The sequence below is a fragment of the Nostoc sp. LEGE 12447 genome, assembly GCF_015206985.1.
Classification (GTDB): Bacteria; Cyanobacteriota; Cyanobacteriia; order Cyanobacteriales; family Nostocaceae; genus Nostoc.
Window position 1 is genome coordinate 24,051 of sequence record NZ_JADEXT010000032.1, and the last position, 24,391, is coordinate 48,441.

Annotated in this window: 21 protein-coding genes and 1 pseudogene; 21 read left to right on the plus strand and 1 reads right to left on the minus strand. The window is 44.5% G+C overall.

Features of this window, described 5'->3' with window-relative positions; all coding sequences use genetic code 11:
• Positions 1-22: 22 nt before the first annotated feature.
• The 3 genes from IQ274_RS25865 to IQ274_RS25875 all read left to right on the plus strand — a co-directional run bounded on the left by IQ274_RS25865 (position 23) and on the right by IQ274_RS25875 (position 5,289).
• Positions 23-3,046 carry a peptidase domain-containing ABC transporter gene (locus tag IQ274_RS25865; RefSeq protein ID WP_194143894.1) on the plus strand — a complete coding sequence of 1,008 codons (3,024 nt, stop codon included), beginning with the start codon at positions 23-25 and terminating at the stop codon, positions 3,044-3,046.
• 80 nt (positions 3,047-3,126) lie between these two features.
• Positions 3,127-4,509, plus strand: a complete 1,383-nt coding sequence (locus tag IQ274_RS25870) for an HlyD family efflux transporter periplasmic adaptor subunit (RefSeq protein WP_194143895.1) — start codon at positions 3,127-3,129, stop codon at positions 4,507-4,509.
• Positions 4,510-4,551: 42 nt separating this feature from the next.
• A complete protein-coding gene (locus IQ274_RS25875) occupies positions 4,552-5,289 on the plus strand; it encodes a peptidylprolyl isomerase (RefSeq protein ID WP_194143896.1) in 738 nt (245 codons plus the stop codon).
• A gap of 56 nt (positions 5,290-5,345) precedes the next feature.
• On the opposite strand, the pseudogene IQ274_RS25880 reads toward IQ274_RS25875, so the two are convergent.
• Positions 5,346-5,981: pseudogene (locus IQ274_RS25880) on the minus strand (IS66 family transposase); the annotation flags it as partial.
• 56 nt (positions 5,982-6,037) lie between these two features.
• Between IQ274_RS25880 and IQ274_RS36755 the strand changes: the two are divergent.
• From IQ274_RS36755 to IQ274_RS25970, 18 genes are all read left to right on the plus strand, one after another.
• A complete protein-coding gene (locus IQ274_RS36755; RefSeq protein ID WP_228058370.1) occupies positions 6,038-7,090 on the plus strand; it encodes a hypothetical protein in 1,053 nt (350 codons plus the stop codon).
• Entirely contained in the window at positions 7,074-7,244 is a 171-nt protein-coding gene (locus IQ274_RS25890; protein WP_194143897.1) for a hypothetical protein, read from the plus strand. Before IQ274_RS36755 ends, IQ274_RS25890 begins: the two co-directional genes overlap by 17 nt.
• Before the next feature lie 164 nt (positions 7,245-7,408).
• Positions 7,409-14,482, plus strand: a complete 7,074-nt coding sequence (locus tag IQ274_RS25895) for a PAS domain S-box protein (protein WP_194143929.1) — start codon at positions 7,409-7,411, stop codon at positions 14,480-14,482.
• Positions 14,483-14,494: 12 nt separating this feature from the next.
• Positions 14,495-15,124: a response regulator gene (locus IQ274_RS25900; RefSeq protein ID WP_194143898.1), complete on the plus strand. Its 630-nt coding sequence runs from the start codon at positions 14,495-14,497 to the stop codon at positions 15,122-15,124.
• A 202-nt stretch (positions 15,125-15,326) separates the two neighbouring features.
• A complete protein-coding gene (locus tag IQ274_RS25905) occupies positions 15,327-15,884 on the plus strand; it encodes a DsbA family protein (protein WP_194143899.1) in 558 nt (185 codons plus the stop codon).
• 202 nt (positions 15,885-16,086) lie between these two features.
• Positions 16,087-16,254, plus strand: a complete 168-nt coding sequence (locus IQ274_RS25910; protein ID WP_193950097.1) for a hypothetical protein — start codon at positions 16,087-16,089, stop codon at positions 16,252-16,254.
• The gene (locus tag IQ274_RS25915) at positions 16,251-16,538 is read left to right on the plus strand and encodes a hypothetical protein (protein ID WP_194143900.1); all 288 of its coding nucleotides are present in this window, start codon (positions 16,251-16,253) and stop codon (positions 16,536-16,538) included. The genes IQ274_RS25910 and IQ274_RS25915 overlap by 4 nt, the downstream gene beginning before the upstream one ends.
• Before the next feature lie 111 nt (positions 16,539-16,649).
• The gene (locus IQ274_RS25920; RefSeq protein ID WP_194143901.1) at positions 16,650-17,231 is read left to right on the plus strand and encodes an ester cyclase; all 582 of its coding nucleotides are present in this window, start codon (positions 16,650-16,652) and stop codon (positions 17,229-17,231) included.
• 125 nt (positions 17,232-17,356) lie between these two features.
• Complete coding sequence (locus IQ274_RS25925) at positions 17,357-17,614, plus strand: nuclear transport factor 2 family protein (RefSeq protein ID WP_322745334.1); 258 nt, start codon at positions 17,357-17,359, stop codon at positions 17,612-17,614.
• 76 nt (positions 17,615-17,690) lie between these two features.
• Positions 17,691-18,659 carry a zinc-dependent alcohol dehydrogenase family protein gene (locus IQ274_RS25930; RefSeq protein WP_193950094.1) on the plus strand — a complete coding sequence of 323 codons (969 nt, stop codon included), beginning with the start codon at positions 17,691-17,693 and terminating at the stop codon, positions 18,657-18,659.
• Positions 18,660-18,747: 88 nt separating this feature from the next.
• A complete protein-coding gene (locus IQ274_RS25935) occupies positions 18,748-19,575 on the plus strand; it encodes an SDR family oxidoreductase (protein ID WP_193950093.1) in 828 nt (275 codons plus the stop codon).
• 173 nt (positions 19,576-19,748) lie between these two features.
• Entirely contained in the window at positions 19,749-20,696 is a 948-nt protein-coding gene (locus IQ274_RS25940) for an NAD(P)/FAD-dependent oxidoreductase (RefSeq protein ID WP_193950092.1), read from the plus strand.
• 77 nt (positions 20,697-20,773) lie between these two features.
• Positions 20,774-20,905, plus strand: a complete 132-nt coding sequence (locus IQ274_RS37485; RefSeq protein ID WP_265576637.1) for a hypothetical protein — start codon at positions 20,774-20,776, stop codon at positions 20,903-20,905.
• A 93-nt stretch (positions 20,906-20,998) separates the two neighbouring features.
• A complete protein-coding gene (locus IQ274_RS25945) occupies positions 20,999-21,877 on the plus strand; it encodes a dioxygenase (protein WP_193948156.1) in 879 nt (292 codons plus the stop codon).
• A gap of 17 nt (positions 21,878-21,894) precedes the next feature.
• Entirely contained in the window at positions 21,895-22,383 is a 489-nt protein-coding gene (locus IQ274_RS25950; RefSeq protein ID WP_194143902.1) for a lipocalin-like domain-containing protein, read from the plus strand.
• 356 nt (positions 22,384-22,739) lie between these two features.
• Complete coding sequence (locus IQ274_RS25960; protein WP_193948158.1) at positions 22,740-23,405, plus strand: hydrolase; 666 nt, start codon at positions 22,740-22,742, stop codon at positions 23,403-23,405.
• Between the two features lie 133 nt (positions 23,406-23,538).
• Complete coding sequence (locus IQ274_RS25965; RefSeq protein WP_193948159.1) at positions 23,539-23,769, plus strand: AraC family transcriptional regulator; 231 nt, start codon at positions 23,539-23,541, stop codon at positions 23,767-23,769.
• 35 nt (positions 23,770-23,804) lie between these two features.
• On the plus strand, positions 23,805-24,173 hold the full coding sequence (locus IQ274_RS25970; RefSeq protein WP_193948160.1) for a cupin domain-containing protein: 369 nt from the start codon (positions 23,805-23,807) through the stop codon (positions 24,171-24,173).
• Positions 24,174-24,391 lie beyond the last annotated feature (218 nt).

Below are 24,391 nucleotides of genomic sequence, written 5' to 3' on the forward strand. Positions count from 1 at the left end.
GCCGTTAAATTCCCAGGAAATTATGGTTCAGAACAAAACAGAATTTTCCACTCAACAGCTTGCCCAAACTTTGGGTCAGACTCTTACACAACAGGAATTTTCAGACTGCATCAAACAAATTGAAATTCTCCAACCAAGTGCAGGCAAACTTTTCTGGCAGACAGCAGACGCAAGCGTTGGCATTTATATAATTCTGGCAGGTAAAGTTAGATTGCTCGATCGCACCGATAATTTAATCGCCTCTCTGGGTACGGGAACATCATTCAGCGAACTAACGCTATTTCCAGAAGAACAATTTCAACCTTATGCTGCCAGGGCTTCGGTAAATCTCAAAGTTGGTTATATTCCAGGAAATTGTTTGCGATCGCTCATTCGCAAATATCCTTCCATTGGGCAGCATCTTCACCATCAAGCTCTACTTTGGGATTTACTGCTGCTATTTCGCCAAAATGCCGCGCTGAATAATGCTGCTTACGAAGGTGTCATGCAAATCCAACCATTACTAGAGCAGCACAATCTCCAAATTAACAAACTTCCATCTTCTTTACTCAAAGACCAGCAATTTTGGATACTGCGTCGCGGCGAACTACTGCACACATCAGGACTTAAACTCACTGCTGGCAATATTTACGCTTTGTCTCAGTTACCTCAAGAACGTGGTTGGCAGGTAACTCAACCAACGCAACTATACAGCCTCAGCCGTTCGCATTGGGAAACAGCACTGCAATATTTACCACAACTGGCTGAACTCGATGCTAACAACCAGCCAGTTACAGTGTCTGAGCCTGTTATCTTCTCCCAACCTACTATTGAGCCAAAAAACCAGTTCCAGAAAAAAATTAATAAAGCCTACTTCCCTACCCCAACCGTAAAAATCGGTCATCTATGGCAATGCCTCACTCGACGCTATCCTTTCTTTGAACAGCAAAGTGCATCTGATTGCGGTGCGGCTTGCTTAGTGATGGTTGGTCTTTACTGGGGTAAGCATTTTAGCGTCAATTGCCTGCGGGACGTTGCCAACGTTGATCGTAATGGGTCTTCGCTGCGAGGTTTAGCAGCCGCAGCAGAAAGCATCGGGTTTTCGACTCGACCTGTAAAAGCCAGCCTGGATAAACTGGCCCAGCAAAGCCTCCCGGCTATTGTGCATTGGGAAGGGCAACATTATATTGTCGTCTATGAAGTTAAAGGCGATCGCGTTATCGTGGGAGATCCTGCTATTGGTCAGCGTACCCTCTCTCATACAGAATTTAAAGCAGGTTGGACTGGCTATACTTTATTACTTCAACCCACAGCCTTACTCAGGGAAACAAAAGAAGCTAGCACTCCTTTCTGGCAGTTTTTTGAGTTAACTAAACCTCACTGGCTCGTGTTGTTGGAAGTATTCATAGCTTCCATCCTGATTCAAATTTTTGGTCTAATCACACCTTTATTTACACAACTATTGTTAGACCGAGTAGTTGTCCAGCGTAGTGAACTGACATTAACGGCTGTAGGTGTAGGCTTGGTCATATTTAGCCTTTTTAGAGTTGCCATAACTGGACTACGACAATACCTTTTAGACCACACAGCTAATCGAGTGGATCTAGCCTTGATTGTGGGCTTTATTAGCCATACTTTCCGTTTACCTCTAAAATATTTTGAGTCCCGTTACGTTGGCGATATTATTTCTCGCGTCCAGGAAAACCGCAAAATTCAACGTTTCTTAACTGGTGAAGCACTATCTATCTTTCTCGATTTCCTAACAGTATTCGTCTATTTAGGATTGATGTTTTGGTATAGTTGGAAAATGGCATTGTTGACACTGGTAATTGTGCCACCATTTGTATTGTTAGCGCTGATTACTACACCTTTTTTACAACGTGTTTCCCGCGAGATTTTTGGCGCACATAATGAAGAAACTGGGTATTTGATTCAGTCTCTTACTGGCATCCGCACGATTAAGTCTATGGCTGTTGAGCAAACAGTACGCTGGCATTGGGAAGAACTTTTTGCTAAGTCAGTGAAAAAGACTTTTTCTGGGCAGGTAATTGGCAACACACTGCAAATATTTAGCTCTGGAATTGAAGCTGTAGTCACGGCAGTGTTATTGTGGTTTGGGGCGTGGCAAGTGATTCAAAACGAGCTCACCATTGGGCAACTGATTGCTTTTAATATGTTACTGGGTAACGTGATTAATCCCTTTCAACGGCTGATTCTGCTGTGGAATGAGTTGCAAGAAGTACTAATTGCTGTTGAGCGAATTAATGATGTGATTGATGCTGAACCAGAAGAAGATTTACAACACCAATCTCATCAATCTTTACCACAAATCAACGGTTACATTCACTTTGATAAAGTTACTTTCCGCTATCATTCAGAAAGTGATATAAACACCTTAGAAAATATCAGTTTTGAAGTCCAACCAGGAGAGACGATCGCGCTTGTCGGACGCAGTGGTTCGGGAAAGACAACGATATCTAAGCTGATATTGGGGCTGTATCCGCCCACAGAAGGGAAGATTTTGATTGATGGCTATGATATCACCAGCTTGTCGCTGCGATCGCTCCGGCAGCAAATTGGTGTAGTTGATCAAGATACTTTTCTGTTTGGCAGTACAATTCGGGAAAATATTAGCTTAGGTCATCCTGAAGCCTCTTTAGAAGAAGTCATAGAAGCCGCTGAACAAGCAGGCGCACATCAATTTATTAAGGAACTACCGATGGGCTACGAAACCCTTATTGGTGAAGGAGGAGGAACGCTTTCAGGTGGACAAAGACAACGATTAGCGATCGCCCGCGCCCTGGTGGGAAATCCCCAACTACTAATTTTGGATGAAGCTACCAGTAGTCTTGACGCTGAATCTGAACGCATCATTCAAACTAATCTCAACACAATTCTCCAATATAGAACAACAGTAGTGATTGCACATCGCCTTTCAACAGTACGCAATGCTGACAAAATTTTGGTATTAGACAAAGGCTTGTTAGTTGAAAGTGGTACCCACGACCAATTAATGGTTAAACGAGGTCACTATTTCTACCTCAATCAACAACAACTGACCAATTAATTACTAATTCGTAATTGGAGGATATAAGTCCCTTGATTAGTCAATGGAGACATAAACACTCATTAATAAGATAACTAACAATGACAAACGAATTTCCGACACAAGAGCAATTGAGTCAGAATGGCCACTATCCTAGTAGTCAACTGGACTTAAAACCTCAGTCAAAATCTTCTATATCTCTCAGTGAAGATTGGTCTTCTTTAACCAAAGAATTAATTGATACATTGCCACGAATTTGGACACGTGGATTGCTATATTGGCTAGTAATATTTACTGCGATCGTTTTACCTTGGGCGATGCTATCTAAAGTAGACGAAACAGGTAGTGCTAGAGGACGACTTGAACCTCAAGGCAGAACTGTAAGATTGGATGCACCTGTTACCGGAAAAGTTGTAGCCATCAAGGTTAAAGAAGGAGAAACTGTCAAAGCCGGACAAATTTTACTGGAGTTAGAGTCTGATTTAACTCGCACTGAACTACAACAAACTCAGTCCAAGCTAGAAGGTCAACAAAATCGCGTAAATCAGCTTCAGTTATTAAAAAATCAACTCACAATGTCTTTACGCACTCAGCAATTACAAAATCAAGCTCAACAGTCTGAGCAACTTGCTCAACTTGACCAAATTCAGCAACGGCTTAATTCCAGTCAACAAGTATATATTTTAGAAAAAAATCGCCTGAAATTAGCTAATAATGAAAAACAACGTTATCGATATCTTTGGCAAAAAGGTGCTATTTCTAAAAGTAAATTAGAAGAAATAGAAGGCGCTATGTTTGAACGCCAGGGCCTTCTAGAACAAGCTCAATCAGATATCCAACAAGCTACTACCGAAATTACCAAGCAACAAAGCACCAATCAACGTATCAGTCGTACAGGTGAACTTGCACTTTTAGATAGTCAAAAGCAAATCAAAGAACTTCAATCTCAAGTTGTCGATGTACTATCAGAAATTAACCAAACCAAAAAACAAATTCAGTCTTTGCGATTTCAAGTACAACAGCAAACTCTTCGCACTCCCACTGATGGCACAATTTTTCAGTTATCTATAAATAATGCCGGAGCAGTTGTACAACCAGGACAAATGATTACTCAAATTGCACCTCAAGGAGTACCTTTTATATTTAGAGCCGAAATGCCCAGTCAAGAAAGTGGTTTTCTCCGGGTAGGAATGCCTGTAAAATTGAAATTTGATGCTTATCCTTTTCAAGATTATGGAGTAACTGAAGGCAAACTTCGCTGGATTTCTCCAGACTCTAAAGTTGTAGAGACTGCCCAAGGCAAGGTAGAAAATTTTGAACTAGAAATTGAATTACCAAAAACTTATATCCAAACTAAAAATAAACGGATTTTATTAACACCAGGTCAAACGGCAACTGCTGAGGTAATTGTTCGGGAGCGTCGCATTATTGACTTTGTATTAGATCCATTTAAGAAGTTACAAAAAGGCGGTTTAGAGCTTTAGAAAATGTCAACCGAAAATCAATTATTACTAAGGGGCTAATTCATGTCAGAATTTATTGTTGTTTCCCTAAAGGATATTATTTACCAAATCAAAGTTTCCTGCCAGTTCCCTACTATTGTCGAGGGTATTATTGGTCGCAAGATTATTATAGATGCAGCCCAAGAAGCAGGTATAAAAGTTGAGACAGAAGAACTTCAAGAAGCCGCAGATAGCTTGCGAATGATGAACAAGCTTGAGAATGCTGAAGCTACTTGGTCTTGGCTACAAAAACATGATCTTTCTTTAGATGATTTGGAAGAATTAGTTTATTATAATGTTCTCTCCTCAAAGTTAGCAGAACATTTATTCGCTGACAAAGTTGAACAGTTCTTTGTTGAACATCATTTTGATTATGCTCAAGTAGTCATGTATGAAGTTGTTTTTGATGATTTAGACCTGGCAATGGAAATGTTTTATGCAATTCAAGAGGATGAGATTAGTTTTCCTGAAGTTGCCCGCCAATATATCCAGAATGATGAGATCCGCCGATGTGGAGGATATAAGGGAATACTGAGCCGCATAAATTTAAAACCAGAAATATCAACAGCTGTATTTGCAGCAACTCCACCTCAGCTTCTGAAACCAATTGTTAGCTCTCAGGGAGTACATTTAATTAATGTTGAGGAAATTATTACACACAAATTAAATAAAACTTTATATTTAAAAATTATTTCTCATCTATTTTCAGAATGGATGAAGCAGCAATGTGAGGAAATTAAATTTGAATTCGAGGATGTCTAACGAATCTAACTATTTTCAGTACAAGAAATCATTAGTTACTTTGTAAGGATTCAGGTCTAATATTTAGGAAGCAGTGATGGGCGAGACAGATAGCTATTAGAATTAGCCAGCAGTGCTTGTGCAAAAAAATCAATCACAGCTCTGCCTTGACGACGACAAGTTTGCACTACTGTCAATAAATGGGCAGTGTGTTTAAATCTGTCCATCGAACGGGAGCCGCCACTAACTTTACGTTTTGTCACAGCCAAACGAAGTGAGCGTTCGTCCTGATTATTATCAGGAGGAACTTCAGGGTAATCAAGGAAATATCACCATTGATTTGCTTTATCGCGTAAAGAGCGTAAAAGGTGGCCGGCTTTTGCTCCTGCAAGATTAATCCATTGTTCAACAGAGGATTGCAACTTGGATTTGAATTGATTGACCCAATCGTTATAACTCAAGCAGTCAAGAGTCTCAAACCATCGTGCATAATTTTTAAAGGCTTCATCAATTAAATCAACAAACGTTTCGCCAATAGTTTGGTTGTGAAGACCTGGAATTAAGATTAACTTTTTGAAGTGACGGCGTAGATGAGCTAAACATTTCTGTTGGGCAACAACTTGATAGCCATTGTAAACACTAAAATCGTCACTGCTGAGTACCCCTGCATATTTAGCCCCTAAAATCGTTTCTAATTCGGATCGTGAACGAGTGCCGCCATAATGAGAGTGAGCCAGCCTGAGCAAATACCCTTAAGAAGGGTGAAATCATGGCTAAACCATCCTCAAAGCCCAAAAAATCCACCATCTCTTCATCTACTGACAGCACATCACCAGATAATCTTGCTCAAGAAGAAGACACAGCTACAGCAACAATTACCGTTACTGCCGTCGAAGTTTCAGAATTAACCGAGCAGGAAATTAGCGATCGCTTGCATTTAGAACGCAAGGTGGAACGTGCATTTTTTGAGGCAGGCAAGGCATTGGCTCAGTTGCGCGATCGCAGGTTATACAGATCCACTCATCGCACATTTGAGGATTATTGTCGTGATAGATTTGGATACACCCATCGCCGAGTCAATTATCTAATAGCTGGTTCCGTAGTATTTGACAACATAGTGACGGGAACAAATTGTTCCCAAAATGAAGAAGTGGATGAAACGGGAACAAATTGTTCCCAAAACGAGGAAGTGGATGAAACGGGAACAAATTGTTCCCAAAATGGGGAAGTGGATGAAATGAGAACAAATTGTTCCCAAAACGAGGAAGTAGACAAAACTCGACCTAACCTCTCACGAATCCTGCCGACTAACGAAGGACAAGTGCGCCCTCTGGCAAAGCTAGAACCCCAGCAGCAGGTTAAAGTTTGGCAACGGGCAGTACAGGAGGCTGGCGGTAAAGTTCCCAGTGCCAGGATCGTCACTGACGTTGTGCAAAAAATAATGGAGAGAACCAAAGTACCAAACACCTACCAGTTAGGCGAAGTCTGCCAAATTCTTGCTAAGGACAACCCCGAACTCAGAGGCAAGGGTGGCTGTTGGGGGATTGTCAGTCAAGCAAATGAGTTCAGTTGCACTGTGAGCATGTGGGATGGCGAGTACGCCATTGGGTTGCAGCACCTCAAATCTTACAATTACCTGCCTGCCGAGTGTAAGCAGATGCGGGTGATTTGCGATCGCATTAATCAGGTGTATTCCGATTCGCTGGAGGAGACAGTCAAAAGTCTGTTGCAGTCGTTGGGGAAGGTGAATCGGCCTTATCTAACGGCTGTGGAAGAGAAATTGTTGAAGGTTTTGGAGTCAGAGTATGGGAGAATACCCTAAACAATTTTGGCAAATTGGCATCCAATGTCTTTGGGTTCCAGTTTCAATGGAGTTAGCAACGCAACGGGGCAGTGAAGAAGTTGTACGAGGGATAGGGCAAAACTTTCCGCAACTGGTGTCCCGTGCTACGCCAGTTGTCAAACGAGTGCTGTAGAAACGCTCTACATTATTGATACAGCACTTGCAAGTGAACGCCATCACCCTGCAACTGGCTAGAAATGAACAAAACCAAATAGAATCTCAGAAGATGAAAAATCTAGATAGCTGGATTGCTGTATAGTTTTGGTTATGCCAGATTATCCTCTCAAGAGTTGCTCTATGATTGCTCTACCTGGTATTGCTATCCAAAACAAAATATACGAAAGTGACAATTCTCTAGTGTACCGGGGCATCAGAGACGATGGAGTAGGGGTCGTCGTAAAAATGCTAAAGCTTGATTATCCCTCTCCCCAAGAACTAACCCGCTACAGACAGGAATATAAAATTACCCGCTTCCTGAATCTGGAAGGAGTTATCAAGGCATACAGCCAGCAGGACTATCAACGCACTCTGGTGATTATCTTAGAAGATTTTGGGGGAGAGTCCTTAGAGCAATGGATGCACAAGCGCCCAGATATTTTCTGCCCCATGCCTTTATCCACTTTTCTAGGTCTTGCGATCGCTGTTTGCGACATTCTGGGCAGAATCCATGCAGCCAATATCATTCATAAAGATATCAACCCTGGAAACATAGTCTTTAATCTGGATACTGGCGTTGTCAAAATTATTGACTTTGGGATTGCGACCCAATTTAACCGCACGAATCCGACGTTCAAAAGTCCCCATGTGTTAGAAGGCACGCTTGCCTATCTGTCGCCAGAGCAAACCGGGCGGATGAACCGGATGCTCGACTATCGCACCGATTTCTACTCGCTAGGCGTAACCTTCTACGAACTGTTAACTGGACAGCTACCGTTCCCCACTCAAGACATCCTGGAGCTAGTTCATTGTCATATTGCCAAACCGCCGATTCCTGTGCATAAATTGAACGCCACGATTCCCAAAGCCATTTCAGGCATAATTTTGAAGTTGATGGCGAAAAATGCAGAAGAACGCTATCAAAGTGCCTGGGGGATCAAAGCGGATTTAGAACGCTGTACAGAGCAATTTACAACAACAGGTCAAATTGCTCATATTCAATTAGGTCTGCAAGATGTTTCGGATCAGTTTCAGATTCCCCAAAAGCTGTATGGACGCGAAGCGGAGATTGCAGCATTATTGGCGGCGTTTGAAAGAGTAGCCCCAAGAGGGAATGTTGGCGAAGCCCAGCGACCAGAGGAAAGCATAGGAAATTCTCAATTCAAAGTCGAAATGATGTTGGTTTCTGGCTATGCGGGAATTGGCAAAACAGCATTGGTGCAAGAACTCTATAAACCCATCACAGCAAAGCACGGCTATTTCATATCGGGTAAATTTGACCAATTCAGGCGCAATATTCCCTACAGCGCCATTGTGGATGCCCTGCAAAAGTTGGTGCAGCAACTTCTGGGGGAACCGGATGAGCAAGTGCAACAGTGGCGATCACGTCTACTCACTGCTTTGGGAAGCAACGGACAAATTATCGTAGATGTCATTCCCGAAGTTGAGTTCATTATTGGCAAGCAGCTACCTGTGCCCGAAGTTGGAGCAACAGAAGCACAGAATCGCTTCAATCTCACGTTTCAAAGGTTTGTGCGGGCGTTTTGTGCAAAAGAGCATCCCCTGGTCGTCTTTTTAGACGATCTACAGTGGATCGATTCTGCGACGCTGAAGTTAATTGAACTCATATTGCTTGACGAGCAAACTCAATCTCTGTTTTTGATCGGAGCCTATCGAGATCATGAAGTATCTCCAACGCATTCATTAATTTTGATGCTGGAGAGCTTGCGAAAGCAGGGGGCATCGCTCCAAGAAATTACCCTGACTCCTTTAACGCTGGAACCGTTGACTCAACTGGTGGCTGAGACATTACATCACAATCCTGATACCGTTCGTTCCTTAGCCCAAGTCGTGTTGCGTAAAACCGAGGGCAACCCTTTCTTTGTTGCTGAATTTTTGAAGCTGCTGCATAGCGAAAACCTGTTAACCTTTGATGCCCAACAGTTGAGTTGGCAGTGGAACTTAACTGAGATTGAAGCTCAAGATATCACCGATAATGTGGTGGAGTTACTGCTGCGTCAATTGCAAAAATTACCGGAAGCAACACAGCAAACTCTCTGCATAGCGGCTTGTGTTGGGTCTGAGTTTGATTTAGAAACGTTGGCGATCGTTTGCGAAAAATCACCGAAAGCAATTTTCCAGGATCTACTAGCAGTAATACAAGCGGGATTAATTCAACCTCTGTCTGAATTGGACGAAGATTTGTTAGTTCAAGAGTATAAGTTTCTGCACGATCGCGTTCAGCAAGCGGCTTATGCTCTGATTGATGAATCGCAGAAACAGGTTGTTCATCTCCAAATCGGTCGCAATTTGCTCGAAAAAACTTCACCAGAGCAACGATCTGATCGGTTGTTTGAAATCATCGATCATCTCAATCAAGGACTTGAGCTAGTCACTGCTCGATCAGAACGAACTGAAATTGCCAGATTGAATTTAATGGCAGGTCAGAAAGCAAAGGCAGCAACGGCTTATGAAGCAGCTTTTAAGTATTTCACTACAGGGCTTAAACTCCTCAATTCAGAGAGTTGGCAGAGTGAGTATGACCTCACCTTAGCGCTGTACTCAGAAGCAGCAGAAGCAGCATATCTTCATGGTTGCTTTGATGAGATGGAACAATTCGTAGAAGTGGTACTCGATCGCGCTAAGACAGTGGTTGACAGAGTGCAGGTTTACGATAGCAGAATTCAAAGATATTTGTCACAGGGCAACCTGAAAGAAGCACTTAAAATTGGATTGGAAGTGTTAAAGCTCCTGGAAGTAAACTTATTAGAAACTCCAAGTCAGTTAGATGTTCAAAAAGAATTGGAGTCAACGGCTGCACTATTAACTGGACGAGAAATCGAAGACTTAATTAATTTACCAAAGATGACCGCACCAGAACCTCTGGCAGCAATGTATATCCTGGCGAATATCATGGGTGCTGCATTTACGGTGTCATCAGCACTGATGATGCTGATTGCTTGTAAAATGGTGAATTTATCAATCAACTACGGCAATGCTACTTGGTCACCACTGAGTTATGCTGCCTATGGATCTCTTCTATGTGGAGTTGTTCAAAATATTGAACTCGGTTATAGATTTGGCAAATTTGCTCTAAGCTTGGCAGAACGATTGAATACCAAAAAAGGAAATGCTAAAGCATTAATGTTTTCGAGTGCCCATGTCATGCACTGGAAGGTACATCTTAGGAAAGTAATACCATTTCTGGTTGATGCTTATCAAAACGGAGTGGAAACCGGAGACTTTGAATTCGCTGGCTATGCTTTATATCATGCATGTTATCGCTCGTTTTTTGTTGGTGAGGAACTCACCCAATTGGAACAAAAAATGGCAACCTACAGCAAAGCGATCGGACAAATCAGACGAGAAAATCCCTCGAATTGGATTGCAGTGTTGTGGCAAACAGTTCTTAATCTGTTAGATAGGTCTGAGAACCCAAGCCGTTTAATTGGTAATGTATATAATGAAGAGCAAACGCTATCGCACGCTGTTGCAGTTAAAGACAGAACTGGAATTCACTACTTTTATTTAAACAAAGTCATATTGTGTTATCTATTTGGGGAGTATCAGCAAGCTGCACAAACTGCTGTTTTAGCCAGGCAGTATTATTTAGAAGAGGTAACAGCAATAACGGGTGTACCTATATTCTATTTCTACAATTCTCTAGTGCTTTTGAGCCTGTTTGTTGAGGCTTCGAGCGCTGAAAAAGAGGCTTGGCTGAGTTGTGTGAGCAGCAACCAAGAAAAGATGCAAAAATGGGCAGAACACGCCCCGATGAATTATCTCCATAAATTTCATCTGGTCGAGGCAGAGAAAGCGCGAGTTTTAGGGCAATTCTTTGAGGCCGAGGAACTTTATGAACGGGTGATCGCAGGTGCTGCTGAAAATGAGTATATCCAGGAAGAAGCATTAGCTTATGAATTAGCGGCTAAACATTATCTGGTGCGAGGTCGGTCAAAATTTGCTCAAACCTACATGAAAGAGGCGCACTATTGCTACGATCGCTGGGGCGCAACCGCTAAAGTTAAAGACTTAGAAAAACGCTATCCACAGTTCTTTTCTCAGTCGTCTAGAGCCGCTTCCACATCAATTCCTATTACTGCTGAAACTATCCCTAATCCCTTCCATACCGCTTTCGATTTAGCAGCAGTGATGAAAGCTTCACAGGCGATTTCTCGTGAAATTGAACTGAAGCAACTGCTGCGATCACTGATGCAAACTTTAATTGAGAATGCTGGCGCACAAACCGGATATCTGATTTTAGAAAACTCAGGAGAATGGTCGATTGAAGCGGCTTGTGAACTCAATGCCAATGAGAATGCTTGTGCGACTCAGGTGTTACAGTCTATTCCAATTGCCGATCAATTGCCAGAATCAATCATTCAATATGTGATTCGGACTCTGAAGCCTGTCACCTTAAATGATGCGACTCGTGAAGGTGCTTTTATTAATGAGCCATACATTCAACAGAACCAGCCTCAATCTATTTTCTGTTTGCCTCTGCTGAATCAAGCCAAGCTGGTCGGTGTATTGTATTTAGAAAATCGGTTAGCAGCTGGAGTATTTACACCAAAGCGATCGCAGATATTGCAGCTATTATCGACTCAAGCAGCGATCGCCATCGAAAATGCCAACCTTTGCTCAGAACTGCGGGCTAAGGAAAGCAAGATCACCCAGTTCCTTGAAGCGATTCCGGTGGGAATTGCGATCGTGGATGCGACGGGTTGCCCTTACTATGCCAACCAATGCGGCAATCAACTCCTGGGCAAAGAAACTGATACTTCCATAGCATCGGAGCAGATATCAGAGGCTTATCAGCTTTATGTAGCGGGAACGGATCAAATCTATCCAGCGGAGAGCTTGCCTGCTGTGCGGGCATTAAGGGGCGAACGCATTAGGACTGAAGATATAGAAATTCGTCGAGATCATGTCACAATTCTAATTGAGGCACGGGGAACACCAGTTTTTGATCAACAGGGTAATATCACTTATGCGATCGCTACCTTTCAGGACATTACAGAGCGCAAACAAGCCGAGAAACTCCTAGCCGACTACAACTGCACTTTAGAGCAGCAGGTTGCAGAACGAACTGCTGCGTTACGACAAAGTGAAGCAAATTATCGCAACTTAATACAAACCGCGAACTCAGTCATCCTTCGTTATGATACGCAAGGACGGATTCGATACATCAATGATTATGGGATGAAATTCTTGGGCTATGAAGGCCATCAGATTTTAGGGCGAACCCTATTTGAAACGATCGTTCCAGAAACCAATACCTATGGACGCGATCTCAGACCCTTTATCCACGATTTACTTCGCAATCCTCAATCTTACCCGCAAGTCGAGGGTGAAAACCTGTGTCGAGACGGTCGCCGAGTTTGGATGGCCTGGTCGAATCAAGCCATCTTCAATGACCAGGGAGAGTTAGTTGAAATCTTATCGGTTGGCAATGACACCACCCAGCGTAAACAAGCAGAAGAGGCATTACAACGCAGTGAAGCCAAGTTCCGAACTATCTTTGAAAACTCGCAGGTCGGCATCTTCCGAGTCCGCCTCTCGGATGGATTACTTCTCGATGCCAATCAACGCCATGCCAATCTGTTTGGCTTTGATTCACCAGAGGAGATCATTGGGCTTGAACACGTCATAGGCTATTATGCAGATCCTAGCGATCACCAACACCTCATTGAGTTGCTGAAGCGGGATCGGGAAGTACGAAGCTTTGAAGTCCAGATGCGAAAACGAGATGGGACATTGTTTTGGGGGCTTTTCTCTCTTTATCTGAATGCAGGCGATGACTACACCGAAGGGGTAGTTGCAGATATTAGCGATCGCAAACAAGCAGAAGCCGCTCTACAAAATAGTGAGGAACGGCTGCGCCTGGCACTAACAGCCACAAATCAAGGACTCTACGATCTCGACTTAAAAACTGAAGAAAGAATTGTTAACCCGGAATACGCTTTAATGCTGGGCTACAATCCAGCAACATTTCACGAAACCATTTCTGAATGGATTGCTCGTTTGCATCCTGATGACAGAGAATCAGTTGTCGCAACCTACCGTGCTTACATTGCTGGAGAAATCTCCAGCTATCGAGCAGAGTATCGCCAGCGTACCCAGGATGGTCAGTGGAAATGGACTCTTTCTGTTGGCAAAATTGTTGCCTGGGACGAATCAGGTCAACCCATGCGGATGTTGGGAACCCACGTTGACATTAACGATCGCAAGCAAGCAGAAGAAGCCCTACAAGTCTCAGAGTCAAAGCTACGGACTCTAATTGAGGCAATTCCCGATCCATTGTTTGTACTGTCTGCTGAAGGGCGATTCCTTGAAATAATCGTACTGGAACGAAATCTGCTATGGCAACCCTTTGAGGAGATGATTGGTAAAACCATGCATCAACTCGGAAGGGAACAAGCCGATGAATTTCTAGGTTATATTCAGCAGGTGCTGAGAACCCAACAAACCCTCACGGTCGAGTACAGTGCGTTTCTAAATGGACGAGAAGCCTGGTTTTCGGCTCGCATTGCCCCAATCGACCACGATCAGGTGATTTGGCTGGCGCGAGATATTACGGCGCTGAAGCAAGCAGAAGAAGCCTCAATTTTAGAGGAGCGCAACCGCATGGCACGCGAAATTCACGACACACTCGCTCAGGCGTTTACAGGCATTCTGGCTCAGGTCGGAGCGGCAAAACAGGTACTAACGGATGATTTAGAAGCAACTGGGGCACACCTGGATCTGATCAAAGAATTGGCGCGAACTGGACTGACTGAAGCGCGGCGATCGGTCGTGGCACTCCGTCCCCAGCTTTTGGAGGAGGGCAGCCTACAGAGCGCTCTACATCGTCTCATCGCTCAAATCAGAACTGCCGCAATGGATGTCACTTTATATTATGAGATTGAGGGTGCAGTGTATTCTCTACCCACTGAAGTCGAGAATAACTTACTACGAATTGGGCAGGAAGCATTAACTAATTCGATTAGATACGCCAATGCTGACGAAATTCGAGTGGAGCTAGTCTACGATCGCGACCAGTTTTGCTTGCGCGTGAGAGACAATGGACAGGGCTTTGGAGTTGGAAGTATTTCAGCCTCTGAGGGTTTTGGCTTACTCGGCATGAGCGAACGGGCAGAGCGCATCGGCGCACAACTCACGATTAGGAGTCAACCTGGACAAGGAACAGAAATTATTGTCACCGTCAACCCTTGAGTGAGCATTACAATGAGCCAAGCTACGACCATTCGGGTTCTGATTGCGGACGATCACGCCATTTTTCGGCAAGGATTAGCCACGATTATTAACCGTGACCCAGATATGCAGGTGATTGCACAAGCCGAAAATGGGGAACAGGCGATCGCCTTATTTCGGGAACACCAACCAGATGTAACGCTAATGGATCTGCGAATGCCTGAAGTGGAAGGAGTTGCCGCCATTGGTGCAATTTGTGCGATCGTTAAATCTGCTCGGATTATTGTACTGACCACGTATGATAGTGATGAAGATATTTATCGGGGATTGCAGGCAGGCGCAAAAGGATACCTGTTGAAAGAAACTGAACCGGACGAGCTTCTGAATGCGATTCGTACCGTTCATCGGGGCCGGCAGTATATTCCGCCCGATGTGGGAGCAAAGTTGGCACAGCGCCTCAGCAATCCAGAACTGAGTGAAAGAGAACTAGCAGTACTCCGCTCGCTGGCACAGGGGATGAGTAATGCGGATATTGCGGCGGCTTTGAGTATTGGTGAAGGCACGGTTAAATCTCATGTCAATCGGATTTTGAATAAGTTAGATGTCAGCGATCGCACTCAAGCGGTGATTGTTGCCGTTAAGCGCGGCATTGTCAGTTTGTAGGGTGTACTTTCGATCGAGTTGAGAGTCTAACTTAAGTTAGAGCCTACCTTCTATCTTAAGAAGGAGCGGCTGCTCCATCAAATTACAGCCTAAAAATGTTAACTCACTGTAGACGACAACTAAAAGCCAATTGCTTATATTGAATTTATGTGGATTGAGCAAGTGAATCACAAGGTTCCATGCTTGATACAGATATAGAAAGATGATCGACGACCATAGTTCCAGTTCTTTAGTTGTGCCAGCTTCAACCCAAGATCACAGTCAAGGTGTGCTAAGTGCCGCCGTGGTATTAGTGATGTATGGGGATTATCAATGTCCTAGAAGTGCAGCCGTTTACAAGCTGATTAAAATCATTCGGCAAGAGCTTACGGTTTCTTTTGGAGAGGATTATTTATGTTTTATCTTCCGCCATTTTCCACAGATCCAGATTCATCCCCAGGCACAACGGGCAGCCCAAGTAGCCGTTGCCGCCGAAGCCCAAGGAAAGTTTTGGTTAATGAGCGATACTTTATTTGACCATCAACAAAGGTTGGAGAACGGTTATCTTGTCGAGTACGCCAATGATTTAGGGCTTGACATTCCTCAATTTCTCAAAGAGTTGTCTAAACAAGTGCATGTCGATCGCATCAATGAAGATATCGAAGGCGGAATAGAGAGTGGAGTGACGACTACCCCAGCCCTGTTTATCAATGGAATTCGGTATACCGAGCGCTGGAACACGACGGAGTTGATGGCTGCCATGATTGCTGCCAGTCATTAAGTTCCCCGATCTTTGCTCTCAATTCATATCTGACTTGTCTGTAAGTGCTATAAGCTATCAAATTTTGATAGCTAGATTTTGCCTGTTTCGCTGAACAAAACTGTCGCTTTTTGAACCATGCCAAAAATTACCATGCCAACAACTGAATTCTTTCGTATTGATTTAGTCAATTAAAAATCAGTATTTCATTGAGGATAATTCTATGCCGCATTTATTAGTACAAGGCAAGAATAATTCTGAGCATGAAGGTACACCTCAGACTGGTTCTCTTCGCGACTCCTCAGTTAATCATGCCCTGATTGCGATCGCGCAAGAAGTCACTGAGTTGCTGAGACAAACCGATGAAATTAAAACAGGAGAAACAGAATGATACTGCAAGATAAAGTGGCGTTAGTGACTGGTAGCACAACGGGTATTGGCAGAGCAACAGCGTTAGCGTACCCCTACGGGGAAGCAAGCTACGCGCAGCGTTCCGTTGGCGCAGCCTCTCGTAGAGAAGGAAAGCTTAACGTTCGCGTAGCGTCTCGCAGAGAAGTTATCGTATTTGGTGCTGCTGGAGCAAAGGTAGTATTCTCAGGCAGACGCGATGCAGAAGGTGAAAAAACTGCCAAACTGATTCGTGAAACAGGCGCTGAATGCTTATACGTCCATTGAAACAAGTTCACTAACATCACAAGAATCTGACAAATCATTTTAAGAATCTGAAAGCAGTCAAGCATTGGAACTCAAGACACTTTAGATAGATAGAACCAGGAATATTTAATCATGGTCAAAGAGCAAACTGTAGACGGACAAGCTTCTTTACAAGCAACTACCAATTTGACACCAGCCCAGGAGTCTTTGCAAGCACTTTGGGAAGAGCATTTACAGTATGAGTTTGGCACTCACAGTACTGAAGATGCCCTCGCTACGATGGTTGAAGATGCTTACGTTAACCACATCCCGGTAATGACTGGGGGAGTCGGGAAACCAGCACTGCGCGAGTTTTATTCCAAATACCTCATTCCACAGATGCCGCCGGACATGGAGTTGACCCCAACCTCGCGCACGATCGGGACAGATCAACTCGTGGATGAAATGGTGGCTAAGTTCACTCATACTGTTTGGATGGAATGGATATTACCCGGCGTTGCTCCCACCGGAAAACGTGTGGAAGTGCCAGTAGTAGCGATCGTCCAGTTCCGTGACGGCAAACTAGCCCACGAACACATTTACTGGGATCAGGCAAGTGTATTGGTTCAAGTCGGCTTGCTCGATCCGGGTACACTTCCCGTCGTGGGCGTTGACAGTGCGCGTAAGGCGATCGATCCCAACTTACCTTCAAACACACTAATCGAGCGCGACTAAGTGTAGGAGCCAGCAAATATCAATACCCAAACCCGCCATTTTGCAACCAGGATCGTTCAGTGTCAGCCCGTAGAAGCCATCGAGAAATATGTCGGTGACGTGTATCATCCAGCACAAAGAAAGCGGTGTCCGACGGGAAGCAGGCTTTCATCGAATATTTCGAGAGGATAGCGAAAGAATATCCGGGCAAGCGCGTCCAGTTTAAGCGCGTCTTCGCTGAAGGCGATTATGTAGTCTTGCATTGCTACCAACAATGGCCGGACGACAACGACTGGGCAGGCATCGACATCTTCCGCCTGGATGATAAAGGCAAGATAGTCGAGCATTGGGACGTGCTTCAGATCATCCCGGAAGCGTCGGCTAACGATAACACGATGTTCTAAACAGTTGAGTGCTGGTGTGTGAAGGCCGGGTTGTACAACGGCACTGTTTACTCTACAACAAGGATAATTACCACAGATGGAATCTATGAAAGCAGCCGTATTAACTGCGTTTGGTGATGCTGAGAAGTTCGAGATTCAAACTGTTCCCACACCAACACTAAAGGCGAATCAGGTGTTAGTCAGAGTTTGTGCAACCTCGATTAACCCGGTCGATTACCAAACTCGTCGTGGTGATTACAAGGAACTGGTTCAATTACCCGCCATCCTTGGAGTCGATGTTTCAGGGGTGATTGAGGCAATTGGCGAAGCTGTGACTGATTTCAAGGTGGGAGACAACGTGTACTACTCGCCGCAAATTTTTGGAGAATTCGGTAGCTACGCTCAGTATCATGTGGCTGATGCAGCGATTGTTGCATTGAAGCCTGCAAATCTATCGCACATTGAAGCAGCTTCTTTTCCGCTTGCAGGTGGAACGGCTTGGGATTGTCTAGTGACTAGGGGCAATCTACAAGTTGGTGAAACAGTTCTCATCCATGCGGGTGCGGGTGGAGTGGGTTCGATCGCAGTTCAACTCGCCAAAGCGATCGGGGCATACGTTTTTGCAACGTGTAGTTCTAGAAACCGAGATTTCGTGACAGAACTGGGCGCAGATCGGGTGATTGATTACAAAAATGAAGATTACGTAGAAGTCATTCGTCAAGAAACAAATGGAAGGGGTGTGGATTTAGTTCTAGATACGATCGGCGGAGAAACAATTCAGCGTAGTCTAGAAATCATTCGTCCCTTTGGTAGGCTTGCAAGCATTGTAGACGTTGCAATACCGCAATCGCTTCTTGAAGCATGGGGCAAGAATCTGACGATTCATTTTGTTTTTTCACCTCAGTACCGAGCAAAATTAGAGGCTTTGACAAAACTCATCGAGCGTCATCAGCTTCGCCCAGTGATTGATTCAGTATTTTCTTGGGATCAGGTTGTTCTGGCACATCAGCGTCTAGAGCAGGGAGGAACACGGGGCAAGATCGTGCTGAAATTTACAGAAGATTAAACCAGCCTTACGAGGTTGGTAATTGCTAAACGGATCGTATTTTGATTGTGTGCTGAAGGTCAATATTGATTGGAACAGGAGAAACAGGATGATACTGCAAGATAAAGTAGCGTTAGTCACTGGCGGAACTTCGGGAATTGGTCGTGCAACCGCGATCGCTTATGCCCAACAACAAGCAAAGGTAGTGGTGGTGGGTCGTCGAATGGATGAAGGTGAAGAAACTGTTCGATTGATTCAGAAAGCCGATGGAGAGGCGATTTTTGTGCAAGCAGATGTCACGAGAGAAGCCGATGTTAAAGCAATGGTTGATAAAGCGGTTGGCGTTTTTGGTCGGTTAGATATTGCCTTTAATAATGCAGGAATGGGCGGCGAAAATCCCTCATTGATTGAGCAAACAGAAGCTGAATATGACCGTACTATGAATGTCAATGTCAAAGGTGTTTGGTTGTCGATGAAATATGAAATTGCTCAGATGTTGAAACAGGGAAGTGGTTCGATCGTCAATATGGCATCTGCGGTTGGAGTCGTTGCACTTCCTAACATACTCCTCTACACCGCGAGTAAACATGCGGTAGTAGGCTTAACAAAAGCTGCTGCGCTCCAATATGCCAAAGCGGGTATTCGCATCAATGCCGTTGCACCAGGGTCAATCCAAACAGATATGTTTGAAGCTGCTGCGCTCCAATATGCCAAAGCGGGTATTCGCATCAATGTCGTTGCACCAGGGGCAATCCAAACAGATATGTTTGAAGCAGTTACAGATGAAGCCAAAGCTTACATAACAGGACTTCACCCGATCGGACGGATTGGAACACCGCTTGAAGTTGCAAATGCAGTTCTGTTTTTATCATCTGACCTAGCATCGTTCATAACAGGTGAAACGTTGATGGTAGATGGTGGGTATGTAGCGCAGTAGTCGATCGGCAGTGCGAAATGTTTGATACAGCACTTCAAGCGACTCACTAAAGTAACACTGAAATAGGTTCGCTAATTCCATCAGAAACTCCATAGGAATCTGCAAGAAGTTGAGTGTTGAAACTGACTACACTCAAGTGAACTAAGACAAAGAGAACTTAGGAGTTGATGATTATGTCCAAAGTTGGAGAACAGAAAAAGACGATGAACCAAAACAAAGAGGTTTACGAGTGCGTTATTGTCGGTGGCGGTTCCGCTGGACTCAGTGCGGCACTGCTTTTAGGCAGAAGTCGCCGTCGAGTGTTAGTCTGCGACAAAGGGAATCCGCGTAACGCTCCCGCACACGAGTCGCACAGCTTTTTCACCCGCGATGGCATCAGTCCGCATGAACTTTTGAGCATCGGGCGCGACCAACTCAAACCTTATAAAAGCGTTGAATTTCAAGCGATCGGGGTCAAGGAAATCAACCCATCCGGCAATCAATTTGAAGTTGTGTTTGAGGATGGCACGATAAAAAAAACGCGCAAAATTTTGCTGGCTTTCGGGGTAATAGATGAATTTCCAGACATCGAAAACTTTGGTGATTTCTGGGGCAAAAGCGTGTTTCATTGTCCCTATTGCCATGCTTGGGAAGTGCGGGACGAGCCGCTTGCCATTGTTGGAAATGGCGAAACGGGCATCGAAATGGCGGCATTGCTGAAAAATTGGAGTGCTGATTTAGTCCTCTGCACCAACGGCAAAGCCGATCTAACCGCTGATCAAAGGACACTGTTGGAAAACCACAAAATCCTTGTCCGCGAAGAGAAAATCATCCGACTCGAAGGCGATAACGGACAATTGGAAAACATTATTTTTGAGACAAATGAGAAAATTGCGCGTCGAGGAATACTGATCCGACTAAAGCAAACACTCCGTTCAAACCTAACTGAAAAGTTAGGCTGTGAGTTGAATGAATTCAATTTAATCAAGACGACCAATGTTTTTAACGAAACTAGCGTCAAAGGTGTTTATGCGGCAGGTGACATCACTTCACCCATGCAAGTGATCGTCGCTGCTGTTTTTCAGGGTAGCGTTGCTGCTGGCGGCTTAAATCACTCTCTGATTATGGAAGATTTCGTCTAAATTAAGGTAATTCAATCTTCATCAGAACAAGCATCGTGGCTGGTCTAGTTTCATAGATCAAGAGAGTAGGGAAAGTCATGCGTGTTAATTACATATCAAGTCTACAGAGCGATCTAATGATGCAGTCTTTGTGGTGGTGGGTTGGTAGCGCAGTAATCGAACGACAGTGCGAGATGACAACACTTGCAGGCAAAGTTGCACTGGTATAGCTGTAGCCAATTAGATTAGGACACAGATTATAAGTCAAGATAGTCGCCGTAAAACAACCATCATTAATCATGTAACTAAAAAGGAGTTTGATCGTGCAGAAAATCGCACTTGACACTATCACTGAAGCCGTCATTAATCATGGCGATAGCGGCAAATCTCACCCACGACTGTATGAAATTTACACGAGCTTGATTCGACATTTGCATGAGTTTGTGCGTGAAGTGAATCTAACCCAATCAGAATTGCAGCAGGGACGTAATTTTCTCAACCAGGCAAGTCATCACACTCAAGAGATTCCCATTGGAGAAATCCATCTGTTAACGGATATACTCGGGATCTCAGAGTTGGTAGAATTGCTGCACGATGCCCATCGCGCTACAGAAAGCAATTTAGAAGGACCATTGTATGTACCGAATGCACCAGAACGGCAGTTGAACGATCGCTTGGGTATTGATGCAGAAGGAGACGCGCTTCTCCTGTCAGGCAGAGTTTTCAATTTGAACGGTCAACCGATCGCCAATGCTGTGATTGATGTTTGGCAACCCAACTCCAAAGGATTATATGACATTCAAGATCCATCTCAGCCGCTGGGGAACTTTCGGGGACGTTTCAAAACGAACGAGAGTGGAAAGTACATGTTTGAAACCGTGGTGCCAATAGGTTACAAGGTGCCAGCCAGTGGTCCATCTGGCGAGTTGTTGCGACTGTTGGGACGGCATCCCTGGCGGGCAGCTCACATCCATTTCAAAGTCAGTGCCCCAGAGTACACGTCGCTGACAACACAAATTTTTATTGCTGGTGATCCTCACTTGGATTCAGATACAACCTTTGCAGTGCGATCAATGATCGTTGAATTACAAAAGCACGAAGCGCTAGACGAACTCAAGGCACGGAATCAAAGTAAACAATTTTACACAACGGAATTTGATTTTGTGTTGAAACCCGTTACTCTCTCTAGCAGAGAATTATAAAGCAACGGTTGCACATTATGTCTACACCATCAATCCAGAACAATCCGCTAATTGGCATTTGGAAGTTAATTTCTGCAACCGCCATTTACGCTGATGGAACGGTGACTCCAGACGTGTATGGAACTCATCCGGTTGGCTACATCACTTACACATCAGATGGTCACATGATGGTGATGTTTTCTAGGAGCGATCGCTCACCGCTGAGTCAGGAGGTCAGATCACCGCTGACTCCCCAGATGCAATCTTTACCCGTGGAAGAGCTTGCTCAAGCATTTACAACATTCAATGCTTACGCTGGAACTTATACGTTGAGTGGCAACACAGTAAATCACCAGATCAAAATTGCATCAATTCCTAATCGCGTTGGTACAACGTTAGTTCGCACCTTTACTCTTAATGAGAACCGACTAACGCTCGTGACGCCGCCAGCCTTGAGTGATGGTGTTGAAGCGGTTTTTGAGCTGCTGTGGGAACGCATTATAGCAAGGGGAGTTCGTTGTCGATAACGAAGTAGAGGCAAGTACGATCACTTTTCACTCACTGAAAACGTCGCTATCCTCGGTTATCTCGACGGACGAAACTGGCTCACTGGCGAACGATCGATTGCCGCTCCCTACCTGTTCGTCATTCTGCGCTGGGCGATCAACACTCAGGCTGGTTGTCATTCCCGGCGGGCCGCACGCCATCAACTGGACTCACGCTGATCAGATCAATCCCCTGTTGCTGGACTTTCTTCAGCAGGAATAATCAGTGATCTGCTGCATTTCTGGCTTGCGAAAAAACTCTGTGATTCACCCCGTTGAGTCAGACTCACACGCTAGGGCGTGTCTGAAAAGTAAACATTGAATGGAGACTTATAGCGATGTCTAAAAATCCAAAAATCGGCTTAGAAGGACTGCTTCGTCCAGAAGATAGCATCCTGGTACTGATTGACCACCAGCCCTATCAGTTCACCAACTTGAACAGCCATGAACCTACGATGATCATTAACAATGTTATTGGTCTTGCTAAATCGGCAAAAGTGTTCAACGTACCAACAATCCTTACCACAGTCATTGAAGAGAGAGGAGGTTACATCATTAAGGGACTACAGGATGTTTTTCCTGATCAAAAACCGATCAACCGCACTTTCATCAATACCTGGGAAGATCCAAACGTTACAGATGTAGTGAAGAAAAGTGGCCGCAAGCAACTTATACTTGCTGCGCTTTACACCGAAATCTGTCTCGCAATGCCAGCAATCCAGGCGCTGGGTGAAGGTTATGAAGTATTCATCGTTACCGATGCTTCGGGCGGTGTTACTGCGGAAGCTCATGACATGGCTGTTCGCCGTATGGTTCAGGCTGGCGCAATTCCAATCAACTGGATGGCTGTACTTGCTGAATGGCAGCGTGACTGGGCACGCACAGAAACATCTGCGGGTGTATCAGATATTATTCTTGAGCATGGCGGTGCTAGTGCGGTGGCCCTTGCCTGGGAACTTCAGCTTCTTGCAACAACCCCTCCAGCGACCTCAGGTGGACACTAATACTTGAGGTTTCCTCTACGGAAGCAACAAGTAAAATAGGAGACAGCATTTTGAAAAAGATAAAATACTGTCTCTGTCTCAAGCGTTAGTGATTCATCTGTTGCGCTACTATTCTGAGGTCGTACAAATTATCATGCCTGAGAATAGAAGCTTAACTTACAGCCAATTGCAGCAGGCGATCGATTACATTCATGCTCATCTGAATCGTGATTTATCCTTAGCCGAACTGGCAAGTGTAGTTAACATCAGCCCGACTTACTGTTCAAGTTTGTTTAAGCGAACGATGGGGATTTCGGCCCATCAGTACGTAATTCAACGGCGCGTGGAACAGGCAAATTTCTCGTCCAAAATTCACAGATTCTGAACTTGCTCCGATTGTATAATTGCAAGCCTAAACTTATGCTGATCCAAAAACTAAACGACTGTGAAGAAATTATCGCTGGAGATGGAACTGTTCTGCGCGAACTGCTTCATCCTGACAAACAAGACATCAACTTGCGTTACAGTTTGGCGCATGCGATCTTACCTGTTGGCAAAACTTCGATTCCCCATTCTCTAAAAACTTCTGAGGTTTATTACATCATTAGCGGTGTTGGCGAAATGTCGATCGACAGTGAAGTTCGTCGCATTGAACCAGGTGATGCGGTTTACATTCCTCCAAATGCAATCCAGTTCCTTCACAACTACGGCAACAAACCCATTGTTTTCGTTTGTCTAGTTGATCCAGCTTGGCGCAAAGAAGACGAAACGATTTATGCACCAGTCTGATTCATGCAAATCTCACTGCTAGGGATGATTGATCACGATCTTAGGAAACCCAGCCATCGTTTTCAGTCAATGTTCATTGAAACTCTCTAGGAGCCATCATGAGTACTGCTGTAGTGAATGGCGCGTTCCATGTTGTGATGGTTGCCCATGCAGATGCTGTTGCCAAGCTCATCGATTGTGCTGCAACCGCGCTATAGACGAGGCATAAACGCATCTGG

What these genes read in the sequence shown, in the direction of transcription:
- IQ274_RS25865 (WP_194143894.1), top strand. Translation starts at nt 23, where the DNA reads ATGGTTCAGAACAAAACAGAATTTTCCACTCAACAGCTTGCCCAAACT.
- IQ274_RS25870 (WP_194143895.1), top strand. Translation starts at nt 3,127, where the DNA reads ATGACAAACGAATTTCCGACACAAGAGCAATTGAGTCAGAATGGCCAC.
- IQ274_RS25875 (WP_194143896.1), top strand. Translation starts at nt 4,552, where the DNA reads ATGTCAGAATTTATTGTTGTTTCCCTAAAGGATATTATTTACCAAATC.
- IQ274_RS36755 (WP_228058370.1), top strand. Translation starts at nt 6,038, where the DNA reads ATGGCTAAACCATCCTCAAAGCCCAAAAAATCCACCATCTCTTCATCT.
- IQ274_RS25890 (WP_194143897.1), top strand. Translation starts at nt 7,074, where the DNA reads ATGGGAGAATACCCTAAACAATTTTGGCAAATTGGCATCCAATGTCTT.
- IQ274_RS25895 (WP_194143929.1), top strand. Translation starts at nt 7,409, where the DNA reads ATGATTGCTCTACCTGGTATTGCTATCCAAAACAAAATATACGAAAGT.
- IQ274_RS25900 (WP_194143898.1), top strand. Translation starts at nt 14,495, where the DNA reads ATGAGCCAAGCTACGACCATTCGGGTTCTGATTGCGGACGATCACGCC.
- IQ274_RS25905 (WP_194143899.1), top strand. Translation starts at nt 15,327, where the DNA reads ATGATCGACGACCATAGTTCCAGTTCTTTAGTTGTGCCAGCTTCAACC.
- IQ274_RS25910 (WP_193950097.1), top strand. Translation starts at nt 16,087, where the DNA reads ATGCCGCATTTATTAGTACAAGGCAAGAATAATTCTGAGCATGAAGGT.
- IQ274_RS25915 (WP_194143900.1), top strand. Translation starts at nt 16,251, where the DNA reads ATGATACTGCAAGATAAAGTGGCGTTAGTGACTGGTAGCACAACGGGT.
- IQ274_RS25920 (WP_194143901.1), top strand. Translation starts at nt 16,650, where the DNA reads ATGGTCAAAGAGCAAACTGTAGACGGACAAGCTTCTTTACAAGCAACT.
- IQ274_RS25930 (WP_193950094.1), top strand. Translation starts at nt 17,691, where the DNA reads ATGGAATCTATGAAAGCAGCCGTATTAACTGCGTTTGGTGATGCTGAG.
- IQ274_RS25935 (WP_193950093.1), top strand. Translation starts at nt 18,748, where the DNA reads ATGATACTGCAAGATAAAGTAGCGTTAGTCACTGGCGGAACTTCGGGA.
- IQ274_RS25940 (WP_193950092.1), top strand. Translation starts at nt 19,749, where the DNA reads ATGTCCAAAGTTGGAGAACAGAAAAAGACGATGAACCAAAACAAAGAG.
- IQ274_RS37485 (WP_265576637.1), top strand. Translation starts at nt 20,774, where the DNA reads ATGCGTGTTAATTACATATCAAGTCTACAGAGCGATCTAATGATGCAG.
- IQ274_RS25950 (WP_194143902.1), top strand. Translation starts at nt 21,895, where the DNA reads ATGTCTACACCATCAATCCAGAACAATCCGCTAATTGGCATTTGGAAG.
- IQ274_RS25960 (WP_193948158.1), top strand. Translation starts at nt 22,740, where the DNA reads ATGTCTAAAAATCCAAAAATCGGCTTAGAAGGACTGCTTCGTCCAGAA.
- IQ274_RS25965 (WP_193948159.1), top strand. Translation starts at nt 23,539, where the DNA reads ATGCCTGAGAATAGAAGCTTAACTTACAGCCAATTGCAGCAGGCGATC.
- IQ274_RS25970 (WP_193948160.1), top strand. Translation starts at nt 23,805, where the DNA reads ATGCTGATCCAAAAACTAAACGACTGTGAAGAAATTATCGCTGGAGAT.